Origin of the sequence: Streptomyces sp. CBMA291 (genome assembly GCF_014596525.1) — a bacterium.
Classification (GTDB): Bacteria; Actinomycetota; Actinomycetes; order Streptomycetales; family Streptomycetaceae; genus Streptomyces.
In genome coordinates, this window is record NZ_MSJP01000008.1 from 26272 (window position 1) to 49904 (window position 23633).

Consider the following 23633-nt stretch of genomic DNA (forward strand, 5'->3'; position numbering starts at 1 on the left):
GAGGTCCAGTTCAGTGACCAGCCAGGTCAGCAGCGAGGCCGGTGAGGCTTTGCTCGGGGAGCAGCGCGGTGCCCCCGAGACGCCCCACCACGGCACGGAGAAGGAAGTCCGCCGGCTCGACCGGGTGATCATCCGTTTCGCGGGTGACTCGGGCGACGGCATGCAGCTCACGGGTGACCGATTCACCTCGGAAACGGCGTCCTTCGGGAACGACCTCTCCACGCTGCCGAACTTCCCGGCCGAGATCCGGGCACCCGCCGGGACCCTGCCGGGCGTCTCCTCCTTCCAGTTGCACTTCGCCGACCACGACATCCTGACCCCGGGCGACGCACCGAACGTGCTGGTCGCGATGAACCCCGCCGCCCTCAAGGCGAACATCGGGGACGTACCGCGCGGCGGCGAGATCATCGTCAACATCGACGAGTTCACCAAGCGCCCCATGGCCAAGGTCGGTTACGCGGTCTCGCCCCTCGAAGACGGCTCGCTCGACGGCTACCGGGTCCACCCGGTGCCGCTGACCACGCTGACCGTCGAGGCGCTCAAGGAGTTCGGGCTCTCCCGGAAGGAGGCCGAGCGCTCCAAGAACATGTTCGCGCTCGGACTGCTGTCCTGGATGTACCACCGTCCGACCGAGGGCACCGAGACCTTCCTGCGGCAGAAGTTCGCCAAGAAGCCCGCCATCGCCGAGGCGAACATCGTCGCCTTCCGGGCCGGCTGGAACTTCGGCGAGACCACCGAGGACTTCGCCGTCTCCTACGAGGTGGCACCCGCCACCCGCGCCTTCCCCACCGGCACCTACCGGAACATCTCGGGGAACCTGGCCCTCTCGTACGGCCTGATCGCCGCCGCCCGTCAGGCGGAACTGCCGCTCTACCTCGGCTCGTACCCGATCACGCCCGCCTCCGACATCCTCCACGAGCTGTCGAAGCACAAGAACTTCGGCGTGCGCACCTTCCAGGCGGAGGACGAGATCGCCGGCATCGGCGCCGCGCTCGGCGCCGCCTTCGGCGGCTCCCTCGCCGTCACCACGACCAGCGGCCCCGGCGTGGCCCTGAAGTCGGAGACGATCGGCCTCGCGGTCTCGCTCGAACTGCCGCTGCTCATCGTCGACATCCAGCGCGGCGGCCCCTCCACCGGTCTGCCCACCAAGACCGAGCAGGCCGACCTCCTCCAGGCCATGTACGGCCGCAACGGCGAGGCGCCCGTCCCGGTCGTCGCCCCGAGGACGCCCGCCGACTGCTTCGACGCGGCGATCGAGGCGGCCCGGATCGCCCTGACCTACCGCACCCCCGTCTTCCTGCTCTCCGACGGCTACCTGGCCAACGGCTCCGAGCCCTGGCGGATCCCCGAGGTCGAGGAACTGCCCGACCTGCGCACCGAGTTCGCCACCGGCCCCAACCACACGCTGGCCGACGGCACCGAGGTCTACTGGCCGTACAAGCGCGACCCGGAGACCCTGGCCCGTCCCTGGGCCGTGCCCGGCACCCCCGGACTCGAACACCGCATCGGCGGCATCGAGAAGCAGGACGGCACCGGCAACATCTCGTACGACCCCGCCAACCACGAGTTCATGGTCCGCACCCGTCAGGCCAAGACCGACGGGATCGACGTCCCCGACATCGAGGTCGACGACCCGGACAACGCCCGGACCCTGGTCCTCGGCTGGGGTTCCACCTACGGGCCGATCACGGCGGCCGTCCGGCGCCTGCGGGCCGACGGGCAGCCCATCGCCCAGGCCCATCTGCGCCACCTCAACCCCTTCCCGAAGAACCTCGGCGAGGTCCTGGCGCGGTTCGAGAAGGTCGTCGTCCCCGAGATGAACCTCGGCCAGCTCGCCACCCTCGTACGGGCGAAGTACCTCGTCGACGCCCGCAGCCACACGCAGGTCAACGGCATGCCGTTCAAGGCCGAGCAGCTCGCCGCCGCCCTCAAGGAGGCCATCGATGCCTGAGCCCCTGCTCAACCTGGTGCCCAAGGCCGAGGCACGGCAGACGATGAAGGACTTCAAGTCGGACCAGGAGGTCCGCTGGTGTCCCGGCTGCGGCGACTACGCCGTCCTCGCCGCCGTCCAGGGCTTCATGCCGGAACTGGGCCTGGCGAAGGAGAACATCGTCTTCGTCTCCGGCATCGGCTGCTCCTCCCGTTTCCCGTACTACCTGAACACCTACGGGATGCATTCGATCCACGGGCGTGCCCCGGCCATCGCCACGGGGCTCGCCACCTCCCGGCGCGACCTGTCCGTCTGGGTCGTCACCGGCGACGGCGACGCGCTCTCCATCGGCGGCAACCACCTCATCCACGCCCTGCGCCGCAACGTCAACCTGAAGATCCTGCTCTTCAACAACCGGATCTACGGGCTGACCAAGGGCCAGTACTCGCCCACCTCCGAGGTCGGCAAGATCACCAAGTCGACGCCGATGGGCTCGCTCGACGCGCCCTTCAACCCGGTGTCGCTGGCGCTCGGCGCGGAGGCGTCCTTCGTGGCCCGTACGGTCGACTCCGACCGCAAGCACCTCACCGAGGTCCTGCGGCAGGCGGCCGAGCACAACGGCACGGCGCTCGTGGAGATCTACCAGAACTGCAACATCTTCAACGACGGCGCCTTCGAGGTCCTCAAGGACAAGGACCAGGCGAAGGAAGCGGTCATCCGGCTCGAACACGGGCAGCCGATCCGCTTCGGCGCCGAGAACGAGAAGGGCGTGGTCCGCGACCCGGCCACCGGAGACCTCCAGGTCGTCGCCGTCACCCCGGAGAACGAGTCGCGGATCCTCGTCCACGACGCCTCGGCGGCCTCCCCGACCACCGCCTTCGCGCTCTCCCGCCTCGCCGACCCGGACACCCTGCACCAGACCCCCATCGGGGTCTTCCGCTCGGTGGACCGGCCGGTCTACGACACGCTCATGGCGGAGCAGCTGGAGACGGCTGTGGCCCGGCAGGGCGAGGGCGACCTCGGCCGCCTCCTCGCCGGAAACGACACCTGGACGGTCGCGGGCTGACGCCCACCCGCACCGGACGAGGAAGGGGCACGGCCACCCAGGCCGTGCCCCTTCCTCATGCCGTCATACCGTCATACCGTCACGCTCCGGCGCTCTCCGCGCGGGCCCTGTCGTACCGTTCGCGGGCCGCCTCGACCTCCGGGACCCGGCGGTCGGTCCAGCGGGCAAGCTCGCGGACCTGGCGGGCGGCCTCCTCGCCGAGCGGGGTGAGGCTGTAGTCGACGCGGGGCGGTATGACGGGCCGGGCCTCGCGGTGCACGAAGCCGTCCCGCTCCAGGGTCTGGAGGGTCTGGGTCAGCATCTTCTCGCTGACGCCGCCGATGTGCCGCCGCAGCTCGCCGAAGCGGTACGAGCGCTCCCCCAGGGCGATCAGGACGAGGACGCCCCAGCGGCTGGTGACGTGCTCAAGGACGAGCCGCGCCGGGCACATGCCGCCGTCGACATCGGCGAACAGCCCCCGCGGACGCTCCGTACCACCACTTACTCCCACACCAGTACCTTACTTCAAAGTGGGTACTTACCAAAAGATAGCGCTGGTCGTACGGTGAGTGTCGTGGGCGTCCCGCCCGTCACACCCCCCACGGGAGAAGGAAGCAGCACCATGAGCATCGTCGTCACCGGAGCCACCGGCCACCTCGGCCGCCATGTCATCGACGCCCTCCTCGCCACCGTCCCGGCCGGCTCGGTCGCCGCCGTCGTCCGGAACGAGGAGAAGGCCGCCGACCTCGCCGCGCGCGGTGTCGAACTGCGGATCGCCGACTACGACCGGCCGGAGACGCTGGCCGGCGTCTTCGCCGCCGGGGACCGGGTGCTGCTGATCTCGGGCAGCGAGGTCGGCCGCCGCGTCCCCCAGCACACCGCCGTGATCGACGCGGCCAAGGCGGCGGGCGTGGCCCAGCTCGCGTACACCGGCATCCTCGGCGGCCCGGAGGCCGACTTCGAGCTGGCCGCCGAGCACAAGGAGACCGAGCGGCTGATCCTCGCCTCGGAGCTGCCGTACACCTTCCTGCGCAACGGCTGGTACACCGAGAACTACACCGAGAACCTCGCCCCCGTCCTGGCCCACGGCGCCGTCGTCGCCAACGCGGGCGAGGGCCGGATCGCCTCCGCCACCCGCGCCGACTACGCCGCCGCGGCCGCCGCCGTCCTGACCGGCCCGGCCGAGGAGCACCTGAACCGGGCGTACGAGCTGAGCGGCGACACCGCCTGGTCCTTCGCCGAGTACGCGGCCGAGATCGCCGCCCGCTCCGGCCGGGAGATCACGTACCGGAACGTGCCCGCCCAGGCCCACCTGGAGATCCTGACCGGCGCCGGGCTCCCCGCCGCCTTCGCGGAGATCCTCGTCGACGTCGACCGGGCCGTGGAGCACGGCGCGCTCGCCCTGCGCACCGGCGACCTGGCCCGGCTCATCGGCCGCCCCACCACCCCGCTCGGCGAGACGGTCGGCGAGGCCCTGGCCGCCTCCTGACCGGCCCCCTCGCGGTCATGACCGTATTGCGGTACGTGCATGACAATCCGCCCGGTGCGGCGCTACCTTTCCCCACGACAGCGCGGCGCAGGGGGCGGGAGGTCCGGTGAAACCGGTGCAGACGGTGAACGAGGAAAGAGCGGGACTGCTCTACGGGATCGGCGCCTACGGCATGTGGGGTCTTGTCCCGCTCTTCTGGCCGCTCCTCAGACCCGCGGGGGCCGTCGAGATCCTGGCCCACCGGATGGTGTGGTCACTGGCCTTCGTCGGCCTCGCGCTGCTCGCCGTGCGCCGCTGGGACTGGGTCGGCGACCTCGTGCGCAGCCCGCGCAAGCTGGGCCTGATCACCATCGCGGCGGCCGTGATCACGGTGAACTGGGGCCTGTACATCTGGTCCGTGAACACCGGCCATGTCGTCGAGGCCTCCCTCGGGTACTTCATCAACCCGCTGGTCACCATCGCGCTCGGCGTCCTCGTCCTCCAGGAACGGCTCCGGCCCGCGCAGTGGGCGGCGGTCGGCGTCGGCTTCGCCGCCGTCCTCGTCCTGGCGATCGGCTACGGGCAGCTGCCGTGGATCTCGCTCACCCTGGCGTTCTCCTTCGCCGTCTACGGGCTGGTGAAGAAGAAGGTCAACCTCGGTGGCCTGGAATCGCTGGCCGCAGAGACCGCCGTCCAGTTCCTGCCCGCGCTCGGCTATCTGATCTGGCTCGGCACCCGGGGCGATCTGGCCTTCGGCTCCCACGGCGCCGGACACACCGCCCTGCTCGCGGCCACCGGCATCGTCACGGCGGTCCCGCTCGTCTGCTTCGGCGCGGCGGCGATACGCGTCCCGCTCTCGACCCTCGGCCTCCTCCAGTACCTGGCGCCGACCTTCCAGTTCCTCCTGGGCATCCTGTACTTCCACGAGGAGATGCCCCCGGAGCGCTGGGCGGGCTTCTCCCTGGTCTGGCTGGCCCTGATCCTCCTCACCTGGGACGCCCTGCGCACGGCCCGCCGGAGCCGGGCGGCGATGGAAGCGGCCCGGCGGGAAGCATCCGCCCTGGCCGAAACCACCAAGGCCACACCGGCGACGGAGGACCCGACCCGGACCGCCCTCTGACGGGTCCGGTCCACGAGCCCCCGCGCCCGGCCCCGTAAATCCGGTGGCCGGGCGCGGGGGCTCCGTCCCACCCTGGGCCCATGGAAGAACCGAAGTACCGGATCCGTGCGCGGCACACGGCGCACACGGTCACCGTCTACCAGGCCTACCCGCCCGCCATCGGGCTGCCCGCCGCCCGCGAGGGTCGTTTTCCGGCCGCCTGGAAGCGGGACCGGATGACCTGGATCAAGCCCTCGTTCCTGTGGATGATGTACCGCTCGGGCTGGGGCCTGAAGGAGGGCCAGGAGACCGTCCTCGCCGTGGAGATCACCCGCGAGGGCTTCGAGTGGGCCCTGCGTCACGCCTGCCTCTCGCACTACGCGCGCGGGTTCCACCCCGACCGGGCCGGCCGGCGGCGCGAGCTGCGCCGGGCACCGGCCCGCGTCCAGTGGGACCCGGAGCGCGACCCGCTGCTGCGGGCGCTCCCCCACCGCTCGCTCCAGCTCGGGCTCACCGGCGAGGCCGCCCGGCGGTACGCCGACGAGTGGACGGTGTCCCTCACCGACGTCACGCCGCTCGCCCACCGGATCCACGCGCTGGTACGGGCCGGGGGCGCCGAGGCGGCCCGCCCGCTGCTGCCCCGCGAGGAGCCGTACCCGGAGGTCCCGGGGCTGCTCGACCACCTGCGGGCCGGGGGCGCGGACGGGGATGCGGACGGAGCGACACGGGGAGCGACGGGGGCGGAGTGACGGGTGAGGTCGCGGGCGGGGCGACGGGCACCCCGTGAGGGAGCCCGCCGCCACCGCCCCGTCGGACGCCTCTCAGCGCGGCGCCCTGCGCATCGCCCACAGGGTCGGGCCGCCGCCGGGGAGGGTGGCTTCGCCGAGGGTGGTGAAGCCGAAGTGTTCGTAGACGGGGAGGTTCTCCGGCTTGGAGGACTCCAGGTAGACGGGGAGGCCCGCCGCGTCCGCCTTGGCCAGGCCCGAGCGGAGGAGGGCGGAGCCGTGGCCCTGGCCCCGGGCTTCGGGGTCGGCGCCGATGACGGCGAGGTACCAGTGGGGCTCCGGCGGGGTGTGCGCGGCGGCGGATTCGACCGCCTCGCGGAAGAGTCCGGCGCGGTCGCCGAGGATGTCGGCCAGCTCCTGGACGGTCCCCGCGTCGGGCACCGCCTTCTCCTGGCCCTCGGGCGCCACCCAGAACGCGGCGGCGGCGTCGGTGCGTTCGCACACGCCGTGGAGCCCGTACTGGCGGGTGAAGAGGGTGGTGAAGTAGCGGCCGAGGCCGTCCTCGCGGGTGGCTTCCTCGGGGAAGAACCAGCGCATCATGGGGTCGTCGCAGAAGGCGCGGGCCAGGGCCCGGCTGATCGCCGGAGCGTCCTCGACCGTCGCCTTCGTCGGTATGTTCGAGAGAGCCATACGGTTCATTCTGCCCAGCAAATGATCTTGGGCGCCATCCGGGGCCGTCGGCCCGTCCGATGAGCGAACCCAACTGACCGGTTTCCGCTCTTGACGCAGAATCACCCTCTCGCCGACCATTCAGCACGCACAGCGAACAGCAGCACGAGAGAACAACTGAACACTGCACGCGCATTCGCACAGCTCCAGCGCCTCGTGGCACCCACGCCCGGGGCGTCTCGCACGTTCCGTCCCGTCCCCGTTCGGAATCCGGAGCCCCCCTCATGAACTCCTCCGTGCCCAGACGCGTCACCACGGCCGCCGCCCTCGCGGCGCTCGCCCTCGGCGGACTCACCGGCACCACCGCCTCCGCCAGCCCCACCGCGACGGCCGCCGTCGCCGCGCCGGACATCCCCGTCGCCAACGTCAAGCAGCACCTGGCTGACCTCCAGGCGATCGCCACCGCCAACGGCGGCAACCGCGCCCATGGCCGTACCGGCTACAAGGCCTCGATCGACTTCGTGAAGGCCAAGCTGGACGCGGCCGGATTCACCACCGCCCTCCAGACCTTCAGCTACGGCGGCTCCACCGGCTACAACCTGATAGCCGACTGGCCGGGCGGCGACCCCAACCAGGTGATCATGTCGGGCTCCCACCTCGACTCGGTGACCGCGGGCCCCGGCATCAACGACAACGGCTCCGGCTCCGCCGCGACCCTGGAAGCCGCGCTCGCCGTCTCCCGCGCCCAGCTCCAGCCGGCGAAGCACCTGCGCTTCGGCTGGTGGGGCGCCGAGGAGTACGGCATGGTCGGCTCGAAGTACTACGTCACCAACCTGCCCACCGCCGACCGCGCGAAGATCAAGGGCTATCTGAACTTCGACATGGTCGGCTCGCCGAACCCGGGCTACTTCGTCTACGACGACGACCCGACGATCGAGCAGACCTTCAAGAACTACTTCGCGGGGATCGGCGTCCCCACCGAGATCGAGACCGAGGGCGACGGCCGCTCCGACCACGCGCCGTTCAAGAACGTGGGCATCCCGGTCGGCGGGCTCTTCTCCGGCGCCGACTACATCAAGACCGCCGCGCAGGCCCAGAAGTGGGGCGGCACCTCGGGTCTGGCGTTCGACCGCTGCTACCACGCGTCCTGCGACACCACGGCGAACATCAACGACACCGCCCTGGACCGGAACTCGGACGCCATCGCGTACGCGATCTGGAACCTGTCGGCCGGTTCGACGACCCCGCCCACCGGCAAGGTCTTCGAGAACACCGCCGACGTGGCCATCCCGGACAACGGCGCCGCGGTGACCACCTCGGTGACCGTCACCGGCATCACCGGCAACGCCCCGGCCAACCTCGCGGTCGGCGTGGACATCGCGCACACCTGGATCGGCGACCTGATCGTCGACCTGATCGCCCCCGACGGCACGGTCTACAACCTGCACAACCGAGCGGGCGGCAGCGCGGACAACATCGTCCAGACCTTCACGGTCAACGCCTCCGCCAAGGTCGCCAACGGCGTCTGGCAGCTCCGCGCCCAGGACAAGGCGTCCTCCGACACCGGTTACATCAGCGGCTTCAAGTTGACGTTCCCGTAAGGGCCGGGACCGACGCCCCGTAAGGGCCGGGGCCCACGCCCCGTAAGGACCGGTGCCGACGTTCCCTCGGTCCGGCGGCGCCGGACAGCGCAAGACTCCCGGGTGGGCCGGTGACCATCGCCCCCGACCCGCCCGGGTCACCAACTCCGCCGCTACTTGGCCGCGTTCGCCGCGTTCGCCGCGTCGATCAGGCCGTCCTTCGTCACCGCGCCGACGTAGACCTTGCCGTCGTCGGTGAGGAGGGCGTTCACCAGCTTCGTCTTGAAGAGGGTGCCCTTGCCGAACTTCCCGGTGACCTTGTCGCCGAAGGAGTCGAGCAGGCCCTTGAACTCCTTCGGTGCCTCGTCGAGAGCGGCCGTCGGGTCGGCTCCGGTGTCGAGCGTCGCGATGGTCGTCCAGCCCTCGCCGATGGTCTTCGGGCCCTGGGGCAGACCGGAGTCCGGACCCCCGGACTCCCCGCCGAGGCCGGGCAGTCCCTCCTCGAAGCCCTCGGGCAGATCGTCGCCGAGGTCCCCCGGAGCGAGACCCGGTCCGTCTCCGGCCCCGGCTCCCTCCTCCGTCACCTTCGCGCCCTTCGGCACCTTGAAGTCGAACTCCGATGCGGCCGGCTTCGCGAAGTCGACCTTGGTGAATCCCGCGTCGACGACGGGCTTGCCGCCCTCGACGGAGGCAAGCGTGAACTTCAGCGGCAGGCCGGTCGCCGCGTCCACCGCGATCTTCACCGACTCCACCGTCGAACCGCTCTGCTTCGGCTTGATCACCAACTGGTACGCGCTCCGCCCGGCCACCTTGGCGGTCCCGTCGACGGTGAGCGAGGTGTGGTCGCCCGCCGCCTTCAGGACCTCGTCGGCGAGCTGCTTGGGCGTGGCCGGGAGCTTCTCGGCCTTCCCGGCGGGGCCGGTCTCACCGTGGTGGACCTCGCGGGACTTGCTGTCGTAGGCCCAGACGTCCCGCCCGTTGTGGACGAGGCTGTACTCGTCGGAGCCGTCGAGCAGGGTGAGCTTCTGGCGCTCGGGGCCGTCGGCCGCGACGCGCAGGGTGTGGCTGCCGGAGAGCAGCTCGCCGAGCTTCGCCGTGGGGTCGGCCGACGAGGTCCCGCCGCCGCCTCCGCCGGTGAGGGCGCCGAGCCCGTCGAGTCCCGGCGTCAGACCGCCGAGGGACGGCAGTCCGAGGTCGGTGGAGATCCGGAACGTGCCGGACAGGGTCTGGGTGTCCGAGGCGGCGATCTTCTCGATGAGCTGCGCGGCCGTGATCTCGGGCAGGTCGGGGTCTCCGGACGCCGCCAGCGCCGGGACGAGCCCGATGGTCGCCGCGGCCACTGTTGCCACCGCTATCGGGACGATGAACCGGCTCGCCTTACGGGTCTCTGCCATGGTCTCCGCTTCCTCCGTGGTCGATGTCCCCATCCCATCAAGGAGAAAGCCCGGAAGCGTCAGCCCCCGGGCTCAACCTGGCGTACTGCTACGGGATGACCCGACCCCGAGAGGAATTACCCCGCTCGGTGGACAACCGCGTCGCACATCTCGGCGAGGGCGGCCTTCGCGTAGCCCTCGGGCAGCGGCGCCAGCATCGCGCGGGCCTCCTCCGCGTACCGCACGGTGTCCCTGCGCGCCTGGTCGAGGGCCGGGTGGGCGCGCAGTCGGCGCAGCGCCTCGGCGTGCCGGCTGTCGTCGGCGAGGTCGCCGTCGACGAGGGCGACGAGTTCGAGGTCCTCGGGGCGGCCGTGGGCCGCGGCGGCGGCCCGCAGATGCAGGATCGGCAGGGTGGGGACGCCCTCGCGCAGGTCGGTGCCGGGGGTCTTGCCGGACTCGTGGGAATCGGAGGCGATATCGAGGACGTCGTCGGCGAGCTGGAAGGCGACGCCGAGCCGTTCGCCGTACTGGGTGAGGGTTTCGACGACGCTCTCGTCGGCGCCGGACATCATGGCGCCGAAGCGGCAGGAGACGGCGACGAGCGAGCCGGTCTTGCCGCCGAGGACGTCGAGGTAGTGGGCGACGGGGTCGCGGCCGTCGCGGGGGCCCGCGGTCTCCAGGATCTGACCGGTGACCAGCCGCTCGAAGGCCTCGGCCTGGATGCGGACGGCCTCGGGGCCGAGGTCGGCGAGGGTGTGCGAGGCGCGGGCGAAGAGGAAGTCGCCCGTGAGGACGGCGAGCGAGTTGCCCCAGCGGGTGTTGGCGCTCTCGACACCGCGTCGGACGACGGCCTCGTCCATGACGTCGTCGTGGTACAGCGTGGCCAGGTGGGTCAGCTCGACGACGACGGCGGAGGGCACCACGCCCGGCGCGTACGGGTCGCCGAACTGGGCGGCGAGCATCACGAGCAGGGGACGGAACCGCTTGCCGCCGGCGAGCACCAGGTGCTGGGCGGCCTCCGTGATGAAGGGGACATCGCTCTTGGTGGCGTCCAGGAGGCCCGCCTCCACGGCCGCCAGGCCGGTCTGGACATCGGCCTCAAGAGCCTGGTCCCGCACGCTAAGACCGAACGGCCCGACGACGGTCACGAGGGGGTCTCCTGTCTGCTGACGTCTACTTGACGATCACACGGATTGTCGATGTGTCGCTCGATTCGCTCAAGCCAGCGTATCCGGTCACCTTTCGATCACTGTGGGCGCCTTCCCGTCACTCCCGGTATGTTCGTGATCAGCTGATACGAGCAGGAGTAGGCGTTTTGTCCAGAGCAACGATAGACACCGGCAGAAACGGCGAACAGCCGCCCCCCGAGGACGACCGTGCCTTCCTCGGGCACCCACGAGGCCTGCTGAGCCTCTCCGGTCTGGAGGTCTGGGAACGGTTCTCGTTCCTCGGCATGCAGGCGATCCTCGTCCTGTACTTCGCCGCGACCGTATCCGATGGCGGCCTCGGCATGGCGTCGGGCACCGCCGCCTCGGTCTCCGCCGCCTACGGCACCCTGGTGTACCTGGTGTCGGTGGCCGGCGGCTGGCTGGCGGACCGGGTCCTCGGCTCCTACCGGGCGGTCCTGTGGGGCGGCGTCCTGATCGCCTGCGGCCACTACGCGATGGCCGTGCCGACCGCCGCGATGACCTGGGTCGGCCTCGGTCTGATCAGCGCGGGCACCGGTCTGCTGAAGCCGAACGTGGCGACCATGGTCGGCAAGCTGTACCGGACCGACGACGAGCGCCGGGACGCCGGTTTCGCCCTCTACTACATGGCGATCAACATCGGCGCCTTCGCCGGACCGCTGATCACCGGCTGGCTCGCCGACCACCAGGGCTACCACTGGGGCTTCTCGGCCGCCGCGCTCGGCATGACCCTCGGTCTGATCCAGTACGTCGCGGGCCGCCGTCACCTGGCCGGGCGCAGGCACTCCGCCGAGTTCGCGCTGGCCCCCGAGGCCATGCGCAGGGCGGTCCGGATGATGATCGCCGGAGCGGTCGTCGTGGCCGTCCTCGCCACCGCGCTCTCGCTCGCGGGCTGGCTCACCATGGACCGGTTCGTCGACCTGCTGACCCTGATCTCGGTGATCGCCCCGGTCGTCTACTTCTGGGTGATGTTCGCCAGCCCCCGGGTCACTCCCGAGGAGCGCGGCCGGCTCAAGCCGTACATCGTGCTCTTCCTGGCCTCGGTGGCGTTCAACTTCATCCTCTTCCAGGCCTACTCGACGATGATCCTGCTGGCCTCCACCAACGCCCGCACGACCATCCTCGGCTTCGACTTCCCGGCCGGCTGGTACGCCTCCGCCCTCGGCGCCTTCGAGGTGCTGCTGGCCCCCGTGGTGGCCGCCGCCTGGGCGCGGATGGGCCCCCGGCAGCCACACGCCTCCAACAAGATCGCCTTCGGTGTGATCCTCGGCGGTCTGTCCTTCCTCCTCATGGTCCTGCCGACCTCGGGGCACTCCGGCGACACCTACCAGATGGCCGCCTGGTGGATCGTCGGCTCCTATCTGCTGCTCGGGCTCGGCGACGTCCTCCTGGAGACCTCCGGGATGTCGGCCACCAGCAAGCTCGCCCCGAAGGCGTTCTCCAGCCAGACGATGTCGCTCTGGTTCCTCTCCCTCGCCCTGGCCAACGGCATCCAGGCACAGACCGTGAAGCTCTACGACGAGGTCTCCAAGCCGCTCTACTTCGGCGTCAACGGTGGCGCCGCCGTCCTCGTCGGCCTCGCCGTCATCGCCCTGGCGCCCTGGCTGCGCCGCACCATGCACCCCGTCCGATAGGGAGCCGAGATGAAGATCCGCACCGACTTCCCGTACGAGACCCGGCACGAGGACGTCCGCATCCCGCTGCCGGACGGCACCCTGCTGTACGCGCGGGTGTGGCGGCCGGTCACCGCCGAGCCCGTGCCCGCCCTCCTGGAGTACCTGCCCTACCGCCTCACCGACTGGACCGCTCCCCGCGACTGGCAGCGCCACCCCTGGTACGCGGGCCACGGCTACGCCTCCGTCCGGGTCGACGTGCGCGGCCACGGCAACAGCGAGGGCCTGCCGGGCGACGAGTACGACGCCGTCGAACTGGCCGACGGCGTCGCCGTGGTGAACTGGCTCGCCGCCCAGGAGTGGTGCACCGGCAAGGTCGGCATGTTCGGCATCTCCTGGGGCGGCTTCAACTCGCTCCAGATCGCCGCCCTCGCCCCCGAGCCCCTCAAGGCGGTCGTCACCGTCTGCTCCACCGACGACCGCTACGACAACGACGTCCACTACATGGGCGGCTCGGTCCTCGGCGTCGACATGCACGCCTGGGCCGCCACCATGCTCGCCTTCGTCTGCCGCCCGCCGGACCCCCTTCAGATGGGACCCGAGTGGCGCGAGATGTGGCTGAAGCGCCTGGAGGCCGTCCAGCCCTTCAGCCACACCTGGCTCTCCCACCAGACCCGCGACGACTACTGGCGGCACGGCAGCGTCTGCGAGGACTACGGCGCGATCAAGGCCGCCGTCCTCGCCGTCGGCGGCTGGCACGACCCGTACCGGGACACCGTCCTGCGGCTCGTCCGGCACCTCCCGCAGGACCGGGTCCGGGGCATCATCGGCCCCTGGTCGCACCAGTACCCCGACCGGGGGCTGCCGCCGGGGCCCGCCATCGGCTTCCTCCAGGAGACCCTGCGCTGGTGGGACCACCATCTCAAGGGCGCCGACAACGACGTCCTGGCCGAACCGCTGCTCCGCTCCTGGATCAGCGAGTCCCACCCCCCGGCCACCGTCTACCCGGAGCTGCCGGGCCGCTGGGTCGCCGACCCCTCCTGGCCCTCCCCGCACACCACCCCCGTGGCGTACGCCTTCCAGGGCACGCCCGTCCTCGTCGACTCGCCGCAGCACACCGGGGTGGACGCCGGGCGCTTCTTCCCCTTCGGCAACGACGCCGACCTGCCGCCGGACCAGCGCGAGGAGGACGCCCGCTCGGTCTGCTTCGACTTCCCCGTCCCGGCGGACGGCGGCCCCCTGGAGATCCTCGGCCGCCCCTCGGTCAACCTGGCGCTGCGCGCCGCCGCCCCCACCGGGCAGGTGATCGCCCGGCTCTGCGACGTCGCCCCGGACGGTTCCTCGACGCTCGTCACCCGGGGCGCGCTGAACTTCTCCGCCCGCTACGGCCGTGACCGGGCGGTGGAGGCGCAGATCGGCGAGACGGAGCCGTACGTCTTCGAGCTGAACGGCATCGGGCACGCCTTCGCACCCGGCCACCGGGTGCGGCTCGCGGTCTCCTCGGCGTACTGGCCGTGGATCTGGCCGCAGCCGGACGCGGCGGGCTTCGTCCTGGACCCGGCGGGCTCCGCGCTCACCCTGCCGGTGCGCGAGCACACCGAGGACGCCGTGGAATGGGCCGAGCCCGAGCAGTCCCCGCCGCTCGGGGTGGTCTTCCCGGAGACCCTGGAGGAGCCGAGGCCGGAGCGGCTCGTGGTCCGGGACGTGGCCAAGGGCGAGTGGACCCTGGAGGTCGACCCGAAGTACGGCGGTACGCGGGTGTACCCGGACGGTCTGGAGTTCACCGAGGACGCCCGGGAGACCTACACGATCGAGGAGCACGACCCGCTGTCCGCGCGGACCCGCTCGGAGTGGTCGATCCGGCTGCACCGGCCGGAGCTGGCCTGGGACGTGGTGATCGACACCCGTTCGGAGATCTCCTGCGACGCGGACTCCTTCCTCACCACCGACGAGGTGGTGTGCCGGGAGGGCGGCGAGGTCGTCTTCCACCGGACGTGGGAGAAGCGCGTTCCGCGCACGGCGGGCTGAGCACGCGGGAGGGCCCGCACCCCGGCTTCCCGGGGTGCGGGCCCTCCCGCGCGGTACGGGTCAGGCCCGCGCGTCGGCCTTGCGGCGGCGGGTGACGACCAGCGCGCCCGCGCCGAGGGCGACCGCGCCCGCGGCGGCCCAGCCGAGCGGGAGGGCGGAACCGGCGCCGGTGGCGGCGAGGGCGCCGTCCGGGGTGCCCGTGCCGCCGAGCTGGGTGGTGCTGCCGCCGCCGGTGGTGGTGTCCGGGGCGGGCGTGGCGGTGGTCTGCGAGGGGGTCGGCGCCGGCTTGTCGCCCTTGGCCGCGAGGATGTCGAAGTGGGCGTTGGCGTACTCCTGGTTGACGCCGCAGCTGCCGTCCGCGTTCTCGTACGCGCCGACGGCGAAGGCGACGCCCTCGCCCGCCGGAGCCTTCGCGTCGACGGTGAGGCGCAGCTTCACATCGGCCGAGCCGCCCTTGGCGAGGGTGCCGAGCGCGAGGGCCTCCTCGGTGTCCCGGTTCAGCTTCCGCCAGGCGGGCTGGGCGGCGGAGGACCACTCCAGGGTGAGGAAGTCGTCGAGGACGGACTCCTCGCCGGGCTCCTCGCCGTCCGCGTCCCCGTCCACGTCCATGCCCGTGAGGTTCAGGGCGAAGGTGTAGGCCTGCACGGACTCCAGGGTGTGGGTCGTGGTGTTGGTGACGCGCAGCGCGAAGAGCCCGCTGGTCCCGGCGGTGATCTGCCGCGGGCCGGTCAGGGTGGCCTTGACGGAGTCGTCTTCGGCGCACTCCTCGCCGTCTTCCTCCCCGCTCTCCTCCCCGCTCTCCCCGGCGGCCTCCTCGAAGGCGTCGAGGGCCTCGTGGGCCTCTTCGAGAGCGGTCCCGGCCTCCGTCAGGTCGGCGGCGAGAAGGGAGATCCTCCGGCTGAGGGCGACCTCCGCCTCGGTCGCGGCGGAGAGGGGCTCGGTGGCCTTCACCAGGCGCGCGTCGGCGTCCTTCTGGGCGGTCGCGGCCTCCTCGACCGCCTTCCCGGCCTCGTCCACGGCCTGCTGGGCGGCCTCCCGCTCCTCCTCGGCGGCGGCCTTGAGGGCTTCCTCGGCGGCGGCCAGCTTCGCGGCTGCGGCCTTCCGGGCGGCCTCGGCGTCGGCGACGGCCTTCTTGGCGGCCTCGTGCTCGGCGAGGTCGGCGTCGGAGGCCTTCAGGTTCCTCAGCTCGTCCTTGAGCGCCTCGCGCTGGGCCTTGAGCGCGTCGACCTTGGCCTGGGCCTTGTCGACGGCGGCCTTCAGCGCGGCGGCGGAGGGCGTGGACGGCTGCGTCGCGGCGGGCGACGGCTTGGTGTCCGCGAACGCGGGCGCGGCGGAGAGGAACACGGCCGGGGTGGTCACGGCGGCGGCCACGGCGGTCGCGAGAAGGCGACGGATCTTCACAGTGCGGACCCTTTTCCTGGTCAGGGGTGGAGCGAGCGACAGGGGCAGGTGCCTGCGGAGACCTCACGCGGTGCGATGCCCCTGCGATCGTAGGGCCGGAAAATCCCGTTTGCGGTGCCTGTTCCCGCAGGTGACGACGGGTCTGACGAGCACCCTTCCGAAAAACCCGAACAATCGGGACAGTTGTGCACGGAGGCCGCACTTTCTCTGTGATCCATGTCATTCGCGCCCTGCGGCCCGCCCCGTAACGTGTCCCCCACACCCGTGGAAAGCGAGGCACGCACCGATGTCCGAGCCCAGCCCGCTCGACCTGGCCGAAGGCGATCCCTTCGGCCCGCACAACCTCCCGTACGGCGTCTTCTCCACCGCCGACGAGCCCGGACGGCGCCGGATCGGCGTCCGGATCGGCGGGTACGTGCTGGACGCGGGCGCCGCCGCGCACGCGCTCGGCTCGCCGTACGCCACCCTGCTCGACCAGCCGTCCCTGAACCCGCTGCTCGCCGCCGGGCGGACCACCTGGCGCGATGTGCGCCGGGCCCTCACCGGCTGGGTCACCGTCCCCGCGCACCGCCCCGCGATCGAGCCGCTGCTGCACCCGGTCGACGCGGTGACCCTGCACCTGCCGTACGAGGTCGCGGACTACGTCGACTTCTACGCGAGCGAGCACCACGCGACGAACATGGGCCGGATCTTCCGTCCCGACAGCGAGGCGCTCACCCCCAACTGGAAGCACCTGCCCATCGGTTACCACGGGCGTGCGGGCACGGTCGTGGTCTCCGGCACCGACGTCGTCCGTCCCTCGGGCCAGCGCAAGGCGCCCTCGGACCCGGCCCCGGTCTTCGGCCCCACGGTCAAGCTGGACATCGAGGCGGAGGTCGGCTTCCTCGTCGGCGCCCCCTCGGAGCCGGGCAGGCCGGTCGGGCTCGGCGACTTCCGCGAGCACGTGTTCGGCCTGTCGCTGCTCAACGACTGGACGGCGCGGGACGTACAGGCCTGGGAGTACGTGCCCCTCGGCCCGTTCCTCGGCAAGTCCTTCCAGACCTCGGTCTCGGCCTGGGTGACGCCCCTGGAGGCCCTGGACGCGGCCCGGGTCGCCCCGCCCGCGCGTGACTTCCCGCTGCTTCCGTACCTGGACGACTCGGCCGAGGAGGAGCAGGGCGGCTTCGACCTGCGGATCACGGTGGAGATCAACGGCGAGAAGGTCGCGGAGCCCCCGTTCGCCACCGTGTACTGGACGGCGGCGCAGCAGCTCGCGCACATGACGGTGAACGGCGCCTCGCTGCGCACCGGCGACCTCTACGGCTCCGGGACGGTCTCCGGGCCCGAGGCGCACCAGCGCGGCTCGCTCATGGAGCTGAGCTGGAACGGCCGGGACCCGATCGACCTCCCGGGCGGCAAGCGGACGTTCCTCGAAGACGGCGACGAGGTCGTCCTGACGGCCTGGGCTCCGGGCCCGGACGGCACCCGCGTGGGGCTGGGCGAGGTCCGGGGCCGGGTCGCTCCCTCGGTCTGACGCTCCGGTCCCGGCATCGGCCGGGACCGGAGCGGGTCCGGGGCGCCCCCGCGGGGGCGCTCCGGACCCTTGGGCCCCCGGGTCCGTGAACCCATGGGGCCCTGGGCCTGCGGGCCTGTGGCCCCCTGGCTCAGGCGATGCGCCAGAGCGCGGGGACGTTCGGCGGCTCCCAGCCGGCCTGGCCGGTGTGCGCCTGGAGGCAGACGTAGGAGACCCCGCCGTAGGTGACCTTGTCGCCCGCCTTGTAGGCGGTGCCGACCGCCCAGGTACCGCCGGGCGGCTGGGTGGTCTGGGTGGCCGTCGGCGTCGGGCCGGGGGTCTGCGGCACGTTCAGGACGAAGTCGAAGGCCGCCTCCTTGGCACCGCCCGCGTCCCGCACGGTCATCAGGAGCCGCGGGTCGAAGATGGTGTCCGTGTTGTTGCGGGGCTCGCCCGGGAAGTACAGCTGGGTGGTGAGGATCGGGCGGCCGGGGGCCTGGACCTTCACGTGGATGTGCCGGGTGCGGCCGGGGTAGAGGCCGGGCACGATCGTGGAGAGGCTGAACGCGCCCTGGGCGTTGGTGAACTGGTGCCCGCGGAACTTGAAGCCCGTGTTGTCGTAGGCGCCGTTGGTGTCCGCCTGCCAGAAGTCGAGCAGGGCGCCCGATATCGGCTGGCAGGCCTTCCCGAAGACATAGCCGCTGACCGTGAGGCGGACACCGGGCGGGTTGCCGTCCAGGAGGGTGGAGCGAAGCGGCGAGTTGGGCTTGAAGTACGGGCCCTCGATCTGCTCGACCGTGACGGGGTCGCCGTCGTGGCACTCCGGGGTGAGTTCCAGCGACTCCTCGCCGGAGCCGAGGGTGCGCGCGAGCGCCGGGACGCCCATGAGCACGGCGGGTGCCGCCATGCCGGCCGCGAGAGCGGCGCGCAGCACCGTCTTGCGGGAGACGTGCCCGGTACTGGTCTCGTTTTCCATGCCTGCTCCTCGTGGGGGGGGGAGGGGATCGGCATTGAAACTAGGCGCGTGAGCGGCCGCCTTCGATGGACGGAGCACGGTGGTCGTGGTGTTTCCGGAAGTCCCCCGGGCTGGTGCCGGTCTCACGACGGAAGAAGCGGCAGAAATAGGCGGGATCGCTGAAGCCGGTCCTGGCCGCGATCTGACGCACCGACAACTCCGTACGGGCGAGCAGCCGTTGGGCCTCGCGGGTGCGGGCCTCGCGGAGCAGGGTGCCGGGGGTGCGGCCGGTGGCGGCGCGGACGGACTCGGTGAGATAGCCGGGGGTGACGCCGAGCAGTTCGGCGTAGGCGCGGACGGGCCGTCCGTCGGCGCCGCCGTCCCGGGCGAGGAGCCGGGCGAACGCGTCGGCGACGGCGGCGTTCCTGCCGGGCGGCGGCCCGCCCGCGCCGGGGCCCCGCAGCCGTGCCGTACGGACCAGGAGGACGTGCAGCAGGGAGCGCAGGACGGTCGCGAAGCCGTCGGCGCCGTGCCCGTACTCCTCGACGAGTTCGGCCATCAGCCGGCCGGTGCGGGCGTGCGCGGGCCCGTCGAGGGTGAGCCAGGGGCGCTCGCCGAGGCGACGCAGCAGATCGCGGTCGCCGGGGTGGTCGAGGAGGAAGTCCTCGGTGAACAGGACGACGTTGCCGTCGAGCCCCCGGGCGTTCTCCCAGTGGTGCAGCTGCCCCGGCAGGATCAGGCCGAGGTGCGGCGGGCTCAGCTCCCAGCGGGTGAAGTCGACGACATGGGTGCCGGTGCCCTCGGTGACGTGGACGATCTCGTAGAAGGTGTGCCGGTGCGGGAAGGCGGCCCGGGACATGGGGCCGATGGTGTCGAAGGTGCCCGCGGCGAAGGGCACCCCGCCGGGCATCCTCATTTCGAGGCGGTGCATGGGCGGATCGCCGTCTCTGGGGGCGGCGCAGGGGGTTCCGGTTAAGGCGGTGGTCTCGCTCATCGTGCGGCGTACTCCCTCCTGGTGGTACAGACCATTGGGGCGGCGGCTCACACGATGGCACGGAGACCTCCCATGGGTCACCCCCGCGTGCGGCGCCCTCCGGCCGGGACGATGCTCTTCACGAGGGCTCCGGGGTGGAGCCGTCCGACGCCTTGGGCGCCCCCGCGCCCCGGGGCGCTCCCCCTCTCCGAGGAGCACGCCATGCCCGTACGCCCCCGCCTCGCCCGTCTCCCCCGGCCGCCGCGGTCCCTCCGGCCGTCCCGTCTCCCCCGGCCCTTCCGGTCCCTCCGGCCCCTGCCCGCCGCGCTCGGTCTCACGGTGCTCGCCGCCGGGCTCCTCACGGCGGGCCCGGCGCGGGCCGGGGACTCCGTCGCCCGGGACATCGCGACGGCGTACACGGCCACCGCGCGGTACGCGTACGAGCCGGAGGCGGTGGCCGCCGGGTTCGTCAGGACCGACACCTGTGTCGCCATGCCCGGCATGGGCGGGGGCATGGGCTACCACTATCTGAACCGGGCCAACGTGGGCTCCACCGACCCCGCCCGGCCCGCCACCGTGATCTACGCGACCGGCGCGGACGGACGGCGGCATCTGGTGGCCGTCGAGTGGATCGTCCGGGACAGCGGGCAGCCGGCCCCCGACATGTTCGGGCGCCCCTTCGACGGGCCTTTCGACCACGCCGTCCTCGGCCGGATCTACGACCGGCACGTCTGGCTCTACAAGGAGAACCCGGACGGCCTCTTCGCCCGCTACAACCCGACGGTGACCTGCCCTTGAGCCGCGGGGCTCCGGGCATGCCGGCGGCCCGGCTCGCCCCCGAGCCGGGCCGCCGGACCTCGTCCGCGGTTACCGGACGAACACGCTCGCCTGGCTCGCGAGGTCCAGGAAGTACTGCGGCGCGAAGCCGAGCACCAGCGTGACCGCCACGCCCGCCGCGATGGCGATGCCCGTCAGCGGCGAGGGCACGGCGACCGTGGGGCCGTCCGCCTTCGGCTCGCTGAAGAACATCAGCACGATCACCCGGATGTAGAAGAACGCGGCGATCGCCGAGGAGATCACACCGACGACGACCAGCGCGCCCGCGCCGCCCTCGGCCGCCGCCTTGAAGACGGCGAACTTGCCGGAGAATCCCGAGGTCAGCGGGATGCCCGCGAAGGCGAGCAGGAAGACCGCGAAGACCGCCGCGACCAGCGGCGAACGGCGTCCGAGACCGGCCCACTTGGAGAGGTGGGTGGCCTCTCCGCCCGCGTCCCTGACCAGGGTGACGACGGCGAAGGCGCCGATCGTCACGAAGGAGTAGGCACCCAGGTAGAACAGGACCGAGGAGATGCCGCTCGGGGTGGCCGCGATGACACCCGCGAGCAGGAAGCCCGCGTGCGCGATCGAGGAGTACGCGAGGAGCCGCTTGATGTCGGTCTGGGTGATGGCGACGACCGCACCGCCCAGCATGGTGACGATGGCGACGCCCCACATGACGGGCCGCCAGTCCCAGGTGAGGCCCGGCAGCACCACGTAGAGGAGCCGGAGCAGCGCGCCGAAGGCGGCGACCTTGGTCGCGGCGGCCATGAAGCCGGTGACCGGGGTCGGGGCGCCCTGGTAGACGTCCGGGGTCCACATGTGGAAGGGGACGGCGCCGACCTTGAAGAGGAGGCCCATGAGGACCAGGGCGAAGCCGATGAGCAGCAGCGCGTCGTTGCCCATGGTGTCGGCGAGCGCCGGGTCGACCGTGGTGACCGCGCCGTCGACGACCTGGGCGATCGTGGCGTACGAGACGGAGCCCGCGTAGCCGTAGAGCAGGGCGATCCCGAAGAGCAGGAAGGCCGAGGAGAACGCGCCGAGCAGGAAGTACTTGACGGCCGCCTCCTGCGACATCAGCCGCTTGCGGCGGGCGACGGCGCAGAGCAGGTACAGCGGGAGGGAGAAGACCTCCAGGGCGACGAAGAGCGTCAGGAGGTCGTTGGCCGCCGGGAAGACCAGCATGCCCGCGATGGCGAAGAGCGCGAGCGGGAACACCTCGGTGGTGGTGAACCCGGCCTTGATCGCGGCCTTCTCCTGTTCGCTGCCGGGGACGGCCGCCGCCTCTGCGGCGAAGGAGTCGACCTTGTGGCCGTGGTCGGCCGGGTCGAGCCTGCGCTCCGCGAAGGTGAAGACGGCCACGACGGAAGCGAGGAGAATGACCCCCTGGAGGAAGAGGGCGGGCCCGTCGACGGCGATGGCGCCCATGGCCGCGATGTGGGCCTTGGTGGAGCCGTAGCCCCCGGCGGCCAGGCCGACGAGTGCGGCGAACGCGGCGACGAGCGCCACGACGCTGAGGAAGAGCTGGCTGTGGTAGCGGGCCCGGCGGGGCACGAAGGCCTCGACGAGGACGCCGAGGACCGCCGCGCCGATCACGATGAGCACCGGCGAGAGCTGGACGTACTCGATGTGGGGTGCCGGGATCTTGTCCAGCGGACCGGCGGCTGTCGTCCACAGGCTGTGGACAGCGGGGGTGCTCACTTGGCCGCCTCCACGTTCGGGATGGTGGGCTGGGGGTCCTGCTGCCGGACGTCCGACAGGGTGTGCCGGACCGCCGGGTCGACGACGTCCGTCAGCGGCTTCGGGAAGACCCCGAGGAAGATCAGGACGGCGATCAGCGGGACGACCACCGCCAGTTCACGCGGGCGCAGGTCGGGAAGCTCGCGCACCTCCTCCTTCACCGGGCCCGTCATCGTCCGCTGGTAGAGGACGAGGGTGTAGAGCGCGGCGAGGACGATGCCGGTGGTGGCGATGATCCCGGCCACCGGATAGCGGGCGAAGGTGCCGACCAGGACCAGGAACTCGCTGACGAACGGGGCGAGTCCGGGCAGCGACAGGGTGGCGAGACCGCCGATGAGGAAGGTCCCGGCGAGCACCGGGGCGACCTTCTGCACCCCGCCGTAGTCGGCGATGAGCCGCGAGCCGCGCCGGGAGATCAGGAATCCGGCGACGAGCATCAGGGCGGCGGTCGAGACGCCGTGGTTGACCATGTAGAGCGTGGCGCCCGACTGGCCCTGGCTGGTCATCGCGAAGATGCCCAGGATGATGAAGCCGAAGTGCGAGATCGACGCGTACGCCACCAGGCGCTTGATGTCCCGCTGGCCGACGGCGAGCAGCGCCCCGTAGACGATGCTGATCAGGGCGAGGACGACGATCGCGGGGGTGGCCCACTTCGACGCCTCGGGGAAGAGTCCGAGGCAGAAGCGGAGCATCGCGAAGGTGCCGACCTTGTCGACGACGGCGGTGATGAGGACGGCGACCGGGGCGGTGGCCTCCCCCATCGCGTTCGGCAGCCAGGTGTGCAGCGGCCACAGCGGCGCCTTCACCGCGAAGGCGAAGAAGAAGCCGAGGAAGAGCCACCGCTCGGTGCCGGTCGCCATGGTCAGCGAGCCGTCGGCGCGCGCCGCCGCGATCTCGGTGAGCGAGAAGTTCCCCGCGACCACGTAGAGCCCGATGACGGCGGCGAGCATGATCAGCCCGCCGGCCAGGTTGTAGAGGAGGAACTTGACGGCCGCGTAGGAGCGTTGGGCCGCCGCGTTCTCGTCGGAGCCGCTGTGGGCGCGGTCGCCGAAGCCGCCGATGAGGAAGTACATCGGGATGAGCATGGCTTCGAAGAGGATGTAGAAGAGGAAGACGTCGGTGGCCTCGAAGGAGAGGATCACCATCGCCTCGACCATGAGGATCAGGGCGAAGAAGCCCTGGGTGGGCCGCCACCGCGGGGAGGAGGTCTCCAGGGGTTCTGCGTCGTTCCATCCGGCGAGGATGACGAAGGGGACGAGCAGCGCGGTGAGCGCGAGGAGCGCCACCCCGATGCCGTCCACGCCCAGTTCGTAGCGGACGCCGAAGTCCTTGATCCAGGCGTGTGACTCGGTGAGCTGGTACCGCTCGCCGCCGGGCTCGAAGCGGGCGAAGGCGACGGCGGCGAGTGCCAGGGTGGCGAGCGAGACGAGCAGGGCCAGCCATTTGGCGGCGGTGCGGCGGGCGGCGGGGACGGCGGCGGTGAGGATGGCACCGACCGCCGGGACCGCAGCCGTCACCGTAAGGAGCGGGAAGGACATG

At 71.7% G+C, this 23633-nt stretch carries 19 protein-coding genes; 10 read left to right on the forward strand and 9 right to left on the reverse strand.

All coding sequences use genetic code 11. The features are described from left to right. The first annotated feature begins 13 nt into the window (after positions 1 to 13). Together BU197_RS01460 and BU197_RS01465 are read left to right on the forward strand one after the other, a co-directional pair. Positions 14 to 1951, forward strand: coding sequence for a 2-oxoacid:acceptor oxidoreductase subunit alpha (locus tag BU197_RS01460; protein ID WP_188266305.1), 1938 nt, complete (start codon positions 14 to 16; stop codon positions 1949 to 1951). Further along, on the forward strand, positions 1944 to 2996 hold the full coding sequence (locus BU197_RS01465) for a 2-oxoacid:ferredoxin oxidoreductase subunit beta (RefSeq protein ID WP_188266306.1): 1053 nt from the start codon (positions 1944 to 1946) through the stop codon (positions 2994 to 2996). Before BU197_RS01460 ends, BU197_RS01465 begins: the two co-directional genes overlap by 8 nt. A 79-nt stretch (positions 2997 to 3075) precedes the next feature. Here the strand turns inward: BU197_RS01465 and BU197_RS01470 are convergent, their stop codons facing one another. Beyond that, entirely contained in the window at positions 3076 to 3426 is a 351-nt protein-coding gene (locus BU197_RS01470; protein ID WP_188266474.1) for a winged helix-turn-helix transcriptional regulator, read from the reverse strand. Positions 3427 to 3597: 171 nt separating this feature from the next. Between BU197_RS01470 and BU197_RS01475 the strand changes: the two genes are divergently transcribed. From BU197_RS01475 to BU197_RS01485, 3 genes are all read left to right on the forward strand, one after another. Next, the gene (locus BU197_RS01475; protein ID WP_188266307.1) at positions 3598 to 4464 is read left to right on the forward strand and encodes an SDR family oxidoreductase; all 867 of its coding nucleotides are present in this window, start codon (positions 3598 to 3600) and stop codon (positions 4462 to 4464) included. Positions 4465 to 4636: 172 nt separating this feature from the next. Next, positions 4637 to 5563, forward strand: coding sequence for an EamA family transporter RarD (rarD, locus tag BU197_RS01480; protein ID WP_411158429.1), 927 nt, complete (start codon positions 4637 to 4639; stop codon positions 5561 to 5563). 80 nt (positions 5564 to 5643) lie between these two features. After that, the gene (locus BU197_RS01485) at positions 5644 to 6291 is read left to right on the forward strand and encodes a DUF4291 domain-containing protein (protein ID WP_188266309.1); all 648 of its coding nucleotides are present in this window, start codon (positions 5644 to 5646) and stop codon (positions 6289 to 6291) included. 72 nt (positions 6292 to 6363) lie between these two features. Here BU197_RS01485 and BU197_RS01490 read toward each other — a convergent pair whose 3' ends face one another. Beyond that, on the reverse strand, positions 6364 to 6966 hold the full coding sequence (locus BU197_RS01490; protein WP_188266310.1) for a GNAT family N-acetyltransferase: 603 nt from the start codon (positions 6964 to 6966) through the stop codon (positions 6364 to 6366). A 254-nt stretch (positions 6967 to 7220) separates the two neighbouring features. Between BU197_RS01490 and BU197_RS01495 the strand changes: the two genes are divergently transcribed. Then, a complete protein-coding gene (locus BU197_RS01495) occupies positions 7221 to 8537 on the forward strand; it encodes a M28 family metallopeptidase (RefSeq protein WP_188266311.1) in 1317 nt (438 codons plus the stop codon). 152 nt (positions 8538 to 8689) lie between these two features. Here the strand turns inward: BU197_RS01495 and BU197_RS01500 are convergent, their stop codons facing one another. Next, positions 8690 to 9910, reverse strand: a complete 1221-nt coding sequence (locus BU197_RS01500; protein ID WP_188266312.1) for a LolA family protein — start codon at positions 9908 to 9910, stop codon at positions 8690 to 8692. Between the two features lie 116 nt (positions 9911 to 10026). After that, positions 10027 to 11037: a polyprenyl synthetase family protein gene (locus tag BU197_RS01505; RefSeq protein WP_188266313.1), complete on the reverse strand. Its 1011-nt coding sequence runs from the start codon at positions 11035 to 11037 to the stop codon at positions 10027 to 10029. A 167-nt stretch (positions 11038 to 11204) separates the two neighbouring features. Between BU197_RS01505 and BU197_RS01510 the strand changes: the two genes are divergently transcribed. Both BU197_RS01510 and BU197_RS01515 read left to right on the forward strand, forming a co-directional pair. Further along, positions 11205 to 12710, forward strand: coding sequence for a peptide MFS transporter (locus BU197_RS01510; protein WP_223182758.1), 1506 nt, complete (start codon positions 11205 to 11207; stop codon positions 12708 to 12710). Positions 12711 to 12719: 9 nt separating this feature from the next. Continuing rightward, on the forward strand, positions 12720 to 14717 hold the full coding sequence (locus BU197_RS01515) for a CocE/NonD family hydrolase (protein ID WP_188266314.1): 1998 nt from the start codon (positions 12720 to 12722) through the stop codon (positions 14715 to 14717). 60 nt (positions 14718 to 14777) lie between these two features. Here the strand turns inward: BU197_RS01515 and BU197_RS01520 are convergent, their stop codons facing one another. Next, entirely contained in the window at positions 14778 to 16118 is a 1341-nt protein-coding gene (locus BU197_RS01520) for a peptidase (RefSeq protein ID WP_188266315.1), read from the reverse strand. A gap of 286 nt (positions 16119 to 16404) precedes the next feature. Between BU197_RS01520 and fahA the strand changes: the two genes are divergently transcribed. Next, complete coding sequence (gene fahA / locus BU197_RS01525; RefSeq protein ID WP_188266316.1) at positions 16405 to 17631, forward strand: fumarylacetoacetase; 1227 nt, start codon at positions 16405 to 16407, stop codon at positions 17629 to 17631. A 130-nt stretch (positions 17632 to 17761) separates the two neighbouring features. Here the strand turns inward: fahA and BU197_RS01530 are convergent, their stop codons facing one another. Further along, positions 17762 to 18586 (reverse strand): carbohydrate-binding protein, encoded by an 825-nt coding sequence (locus tag BU197_RS01530; protein ID WP_188266317.1) that lies wholly within the window; start codon positions 18584 to 18586, stop codon positions 17762 to 17764. A gap of 40 nt (positions 18587 to 18626) precedes the next feature. After that, positions 18627 to 19559, reverse strand: a complete 933-nt coding sequence (locus BU197_RS01535) for a helix-turn-helix domain-containing protein (RefSeq protein WP_188266318.1) — start codon at positions 19557 to 19559, stop codon at positions 18627 to 18629. Positions 19560 to 19760: 201 nt separating this feature from the next. On the opposite strand from BU197_RS01535, the gene BU197_RS01540 reads away from it, so the two are divergent. Beyond that, positions 19761 to 20336 (forward strand): hypothetical protein, encoded by a 576-nt coding sequence (locus tag BU197_RS01540; protein ID WP_188266319.1) that lies wholly within the window; start codon positions 19761 to 19763, stop codon positions 20334 to 20336. A gap of 69 nt (positions 20337 to 20405) precedes the next feature. On the opposite strand, the gene nuoN is transcribed toward BU197_RS01540, so the two are convergent. Continuing rightward, on the reverse strand, positions 20406 to 22055 hold the full coding sequence (gene nuoN, locus BU197_RS01545) for an NADH-quinone oxidoreductase subunit NuoN (RefSeq protein ID WP_188266320.1): 1650 nt from the start codon (positions 22053 to 22055) through the stop codon (positions 20406 to 20408). Next, positions 22052 to 23632, reverse strand: a complete 1581-nt coding sequence (locus BU197_RS01550) for an NADH-quinone oxidoreductase subunit M (protein ID WP_188266321.1) — start codon at positions 23630 to 23632, stop codon at positions 22052 to 22054. The genes nuoN and BU197_RS01550 overlap by 4 nt, the downstream gene beginning before the upstream one ends. Position 23633 lies beyond the last annotated feature (1 nt).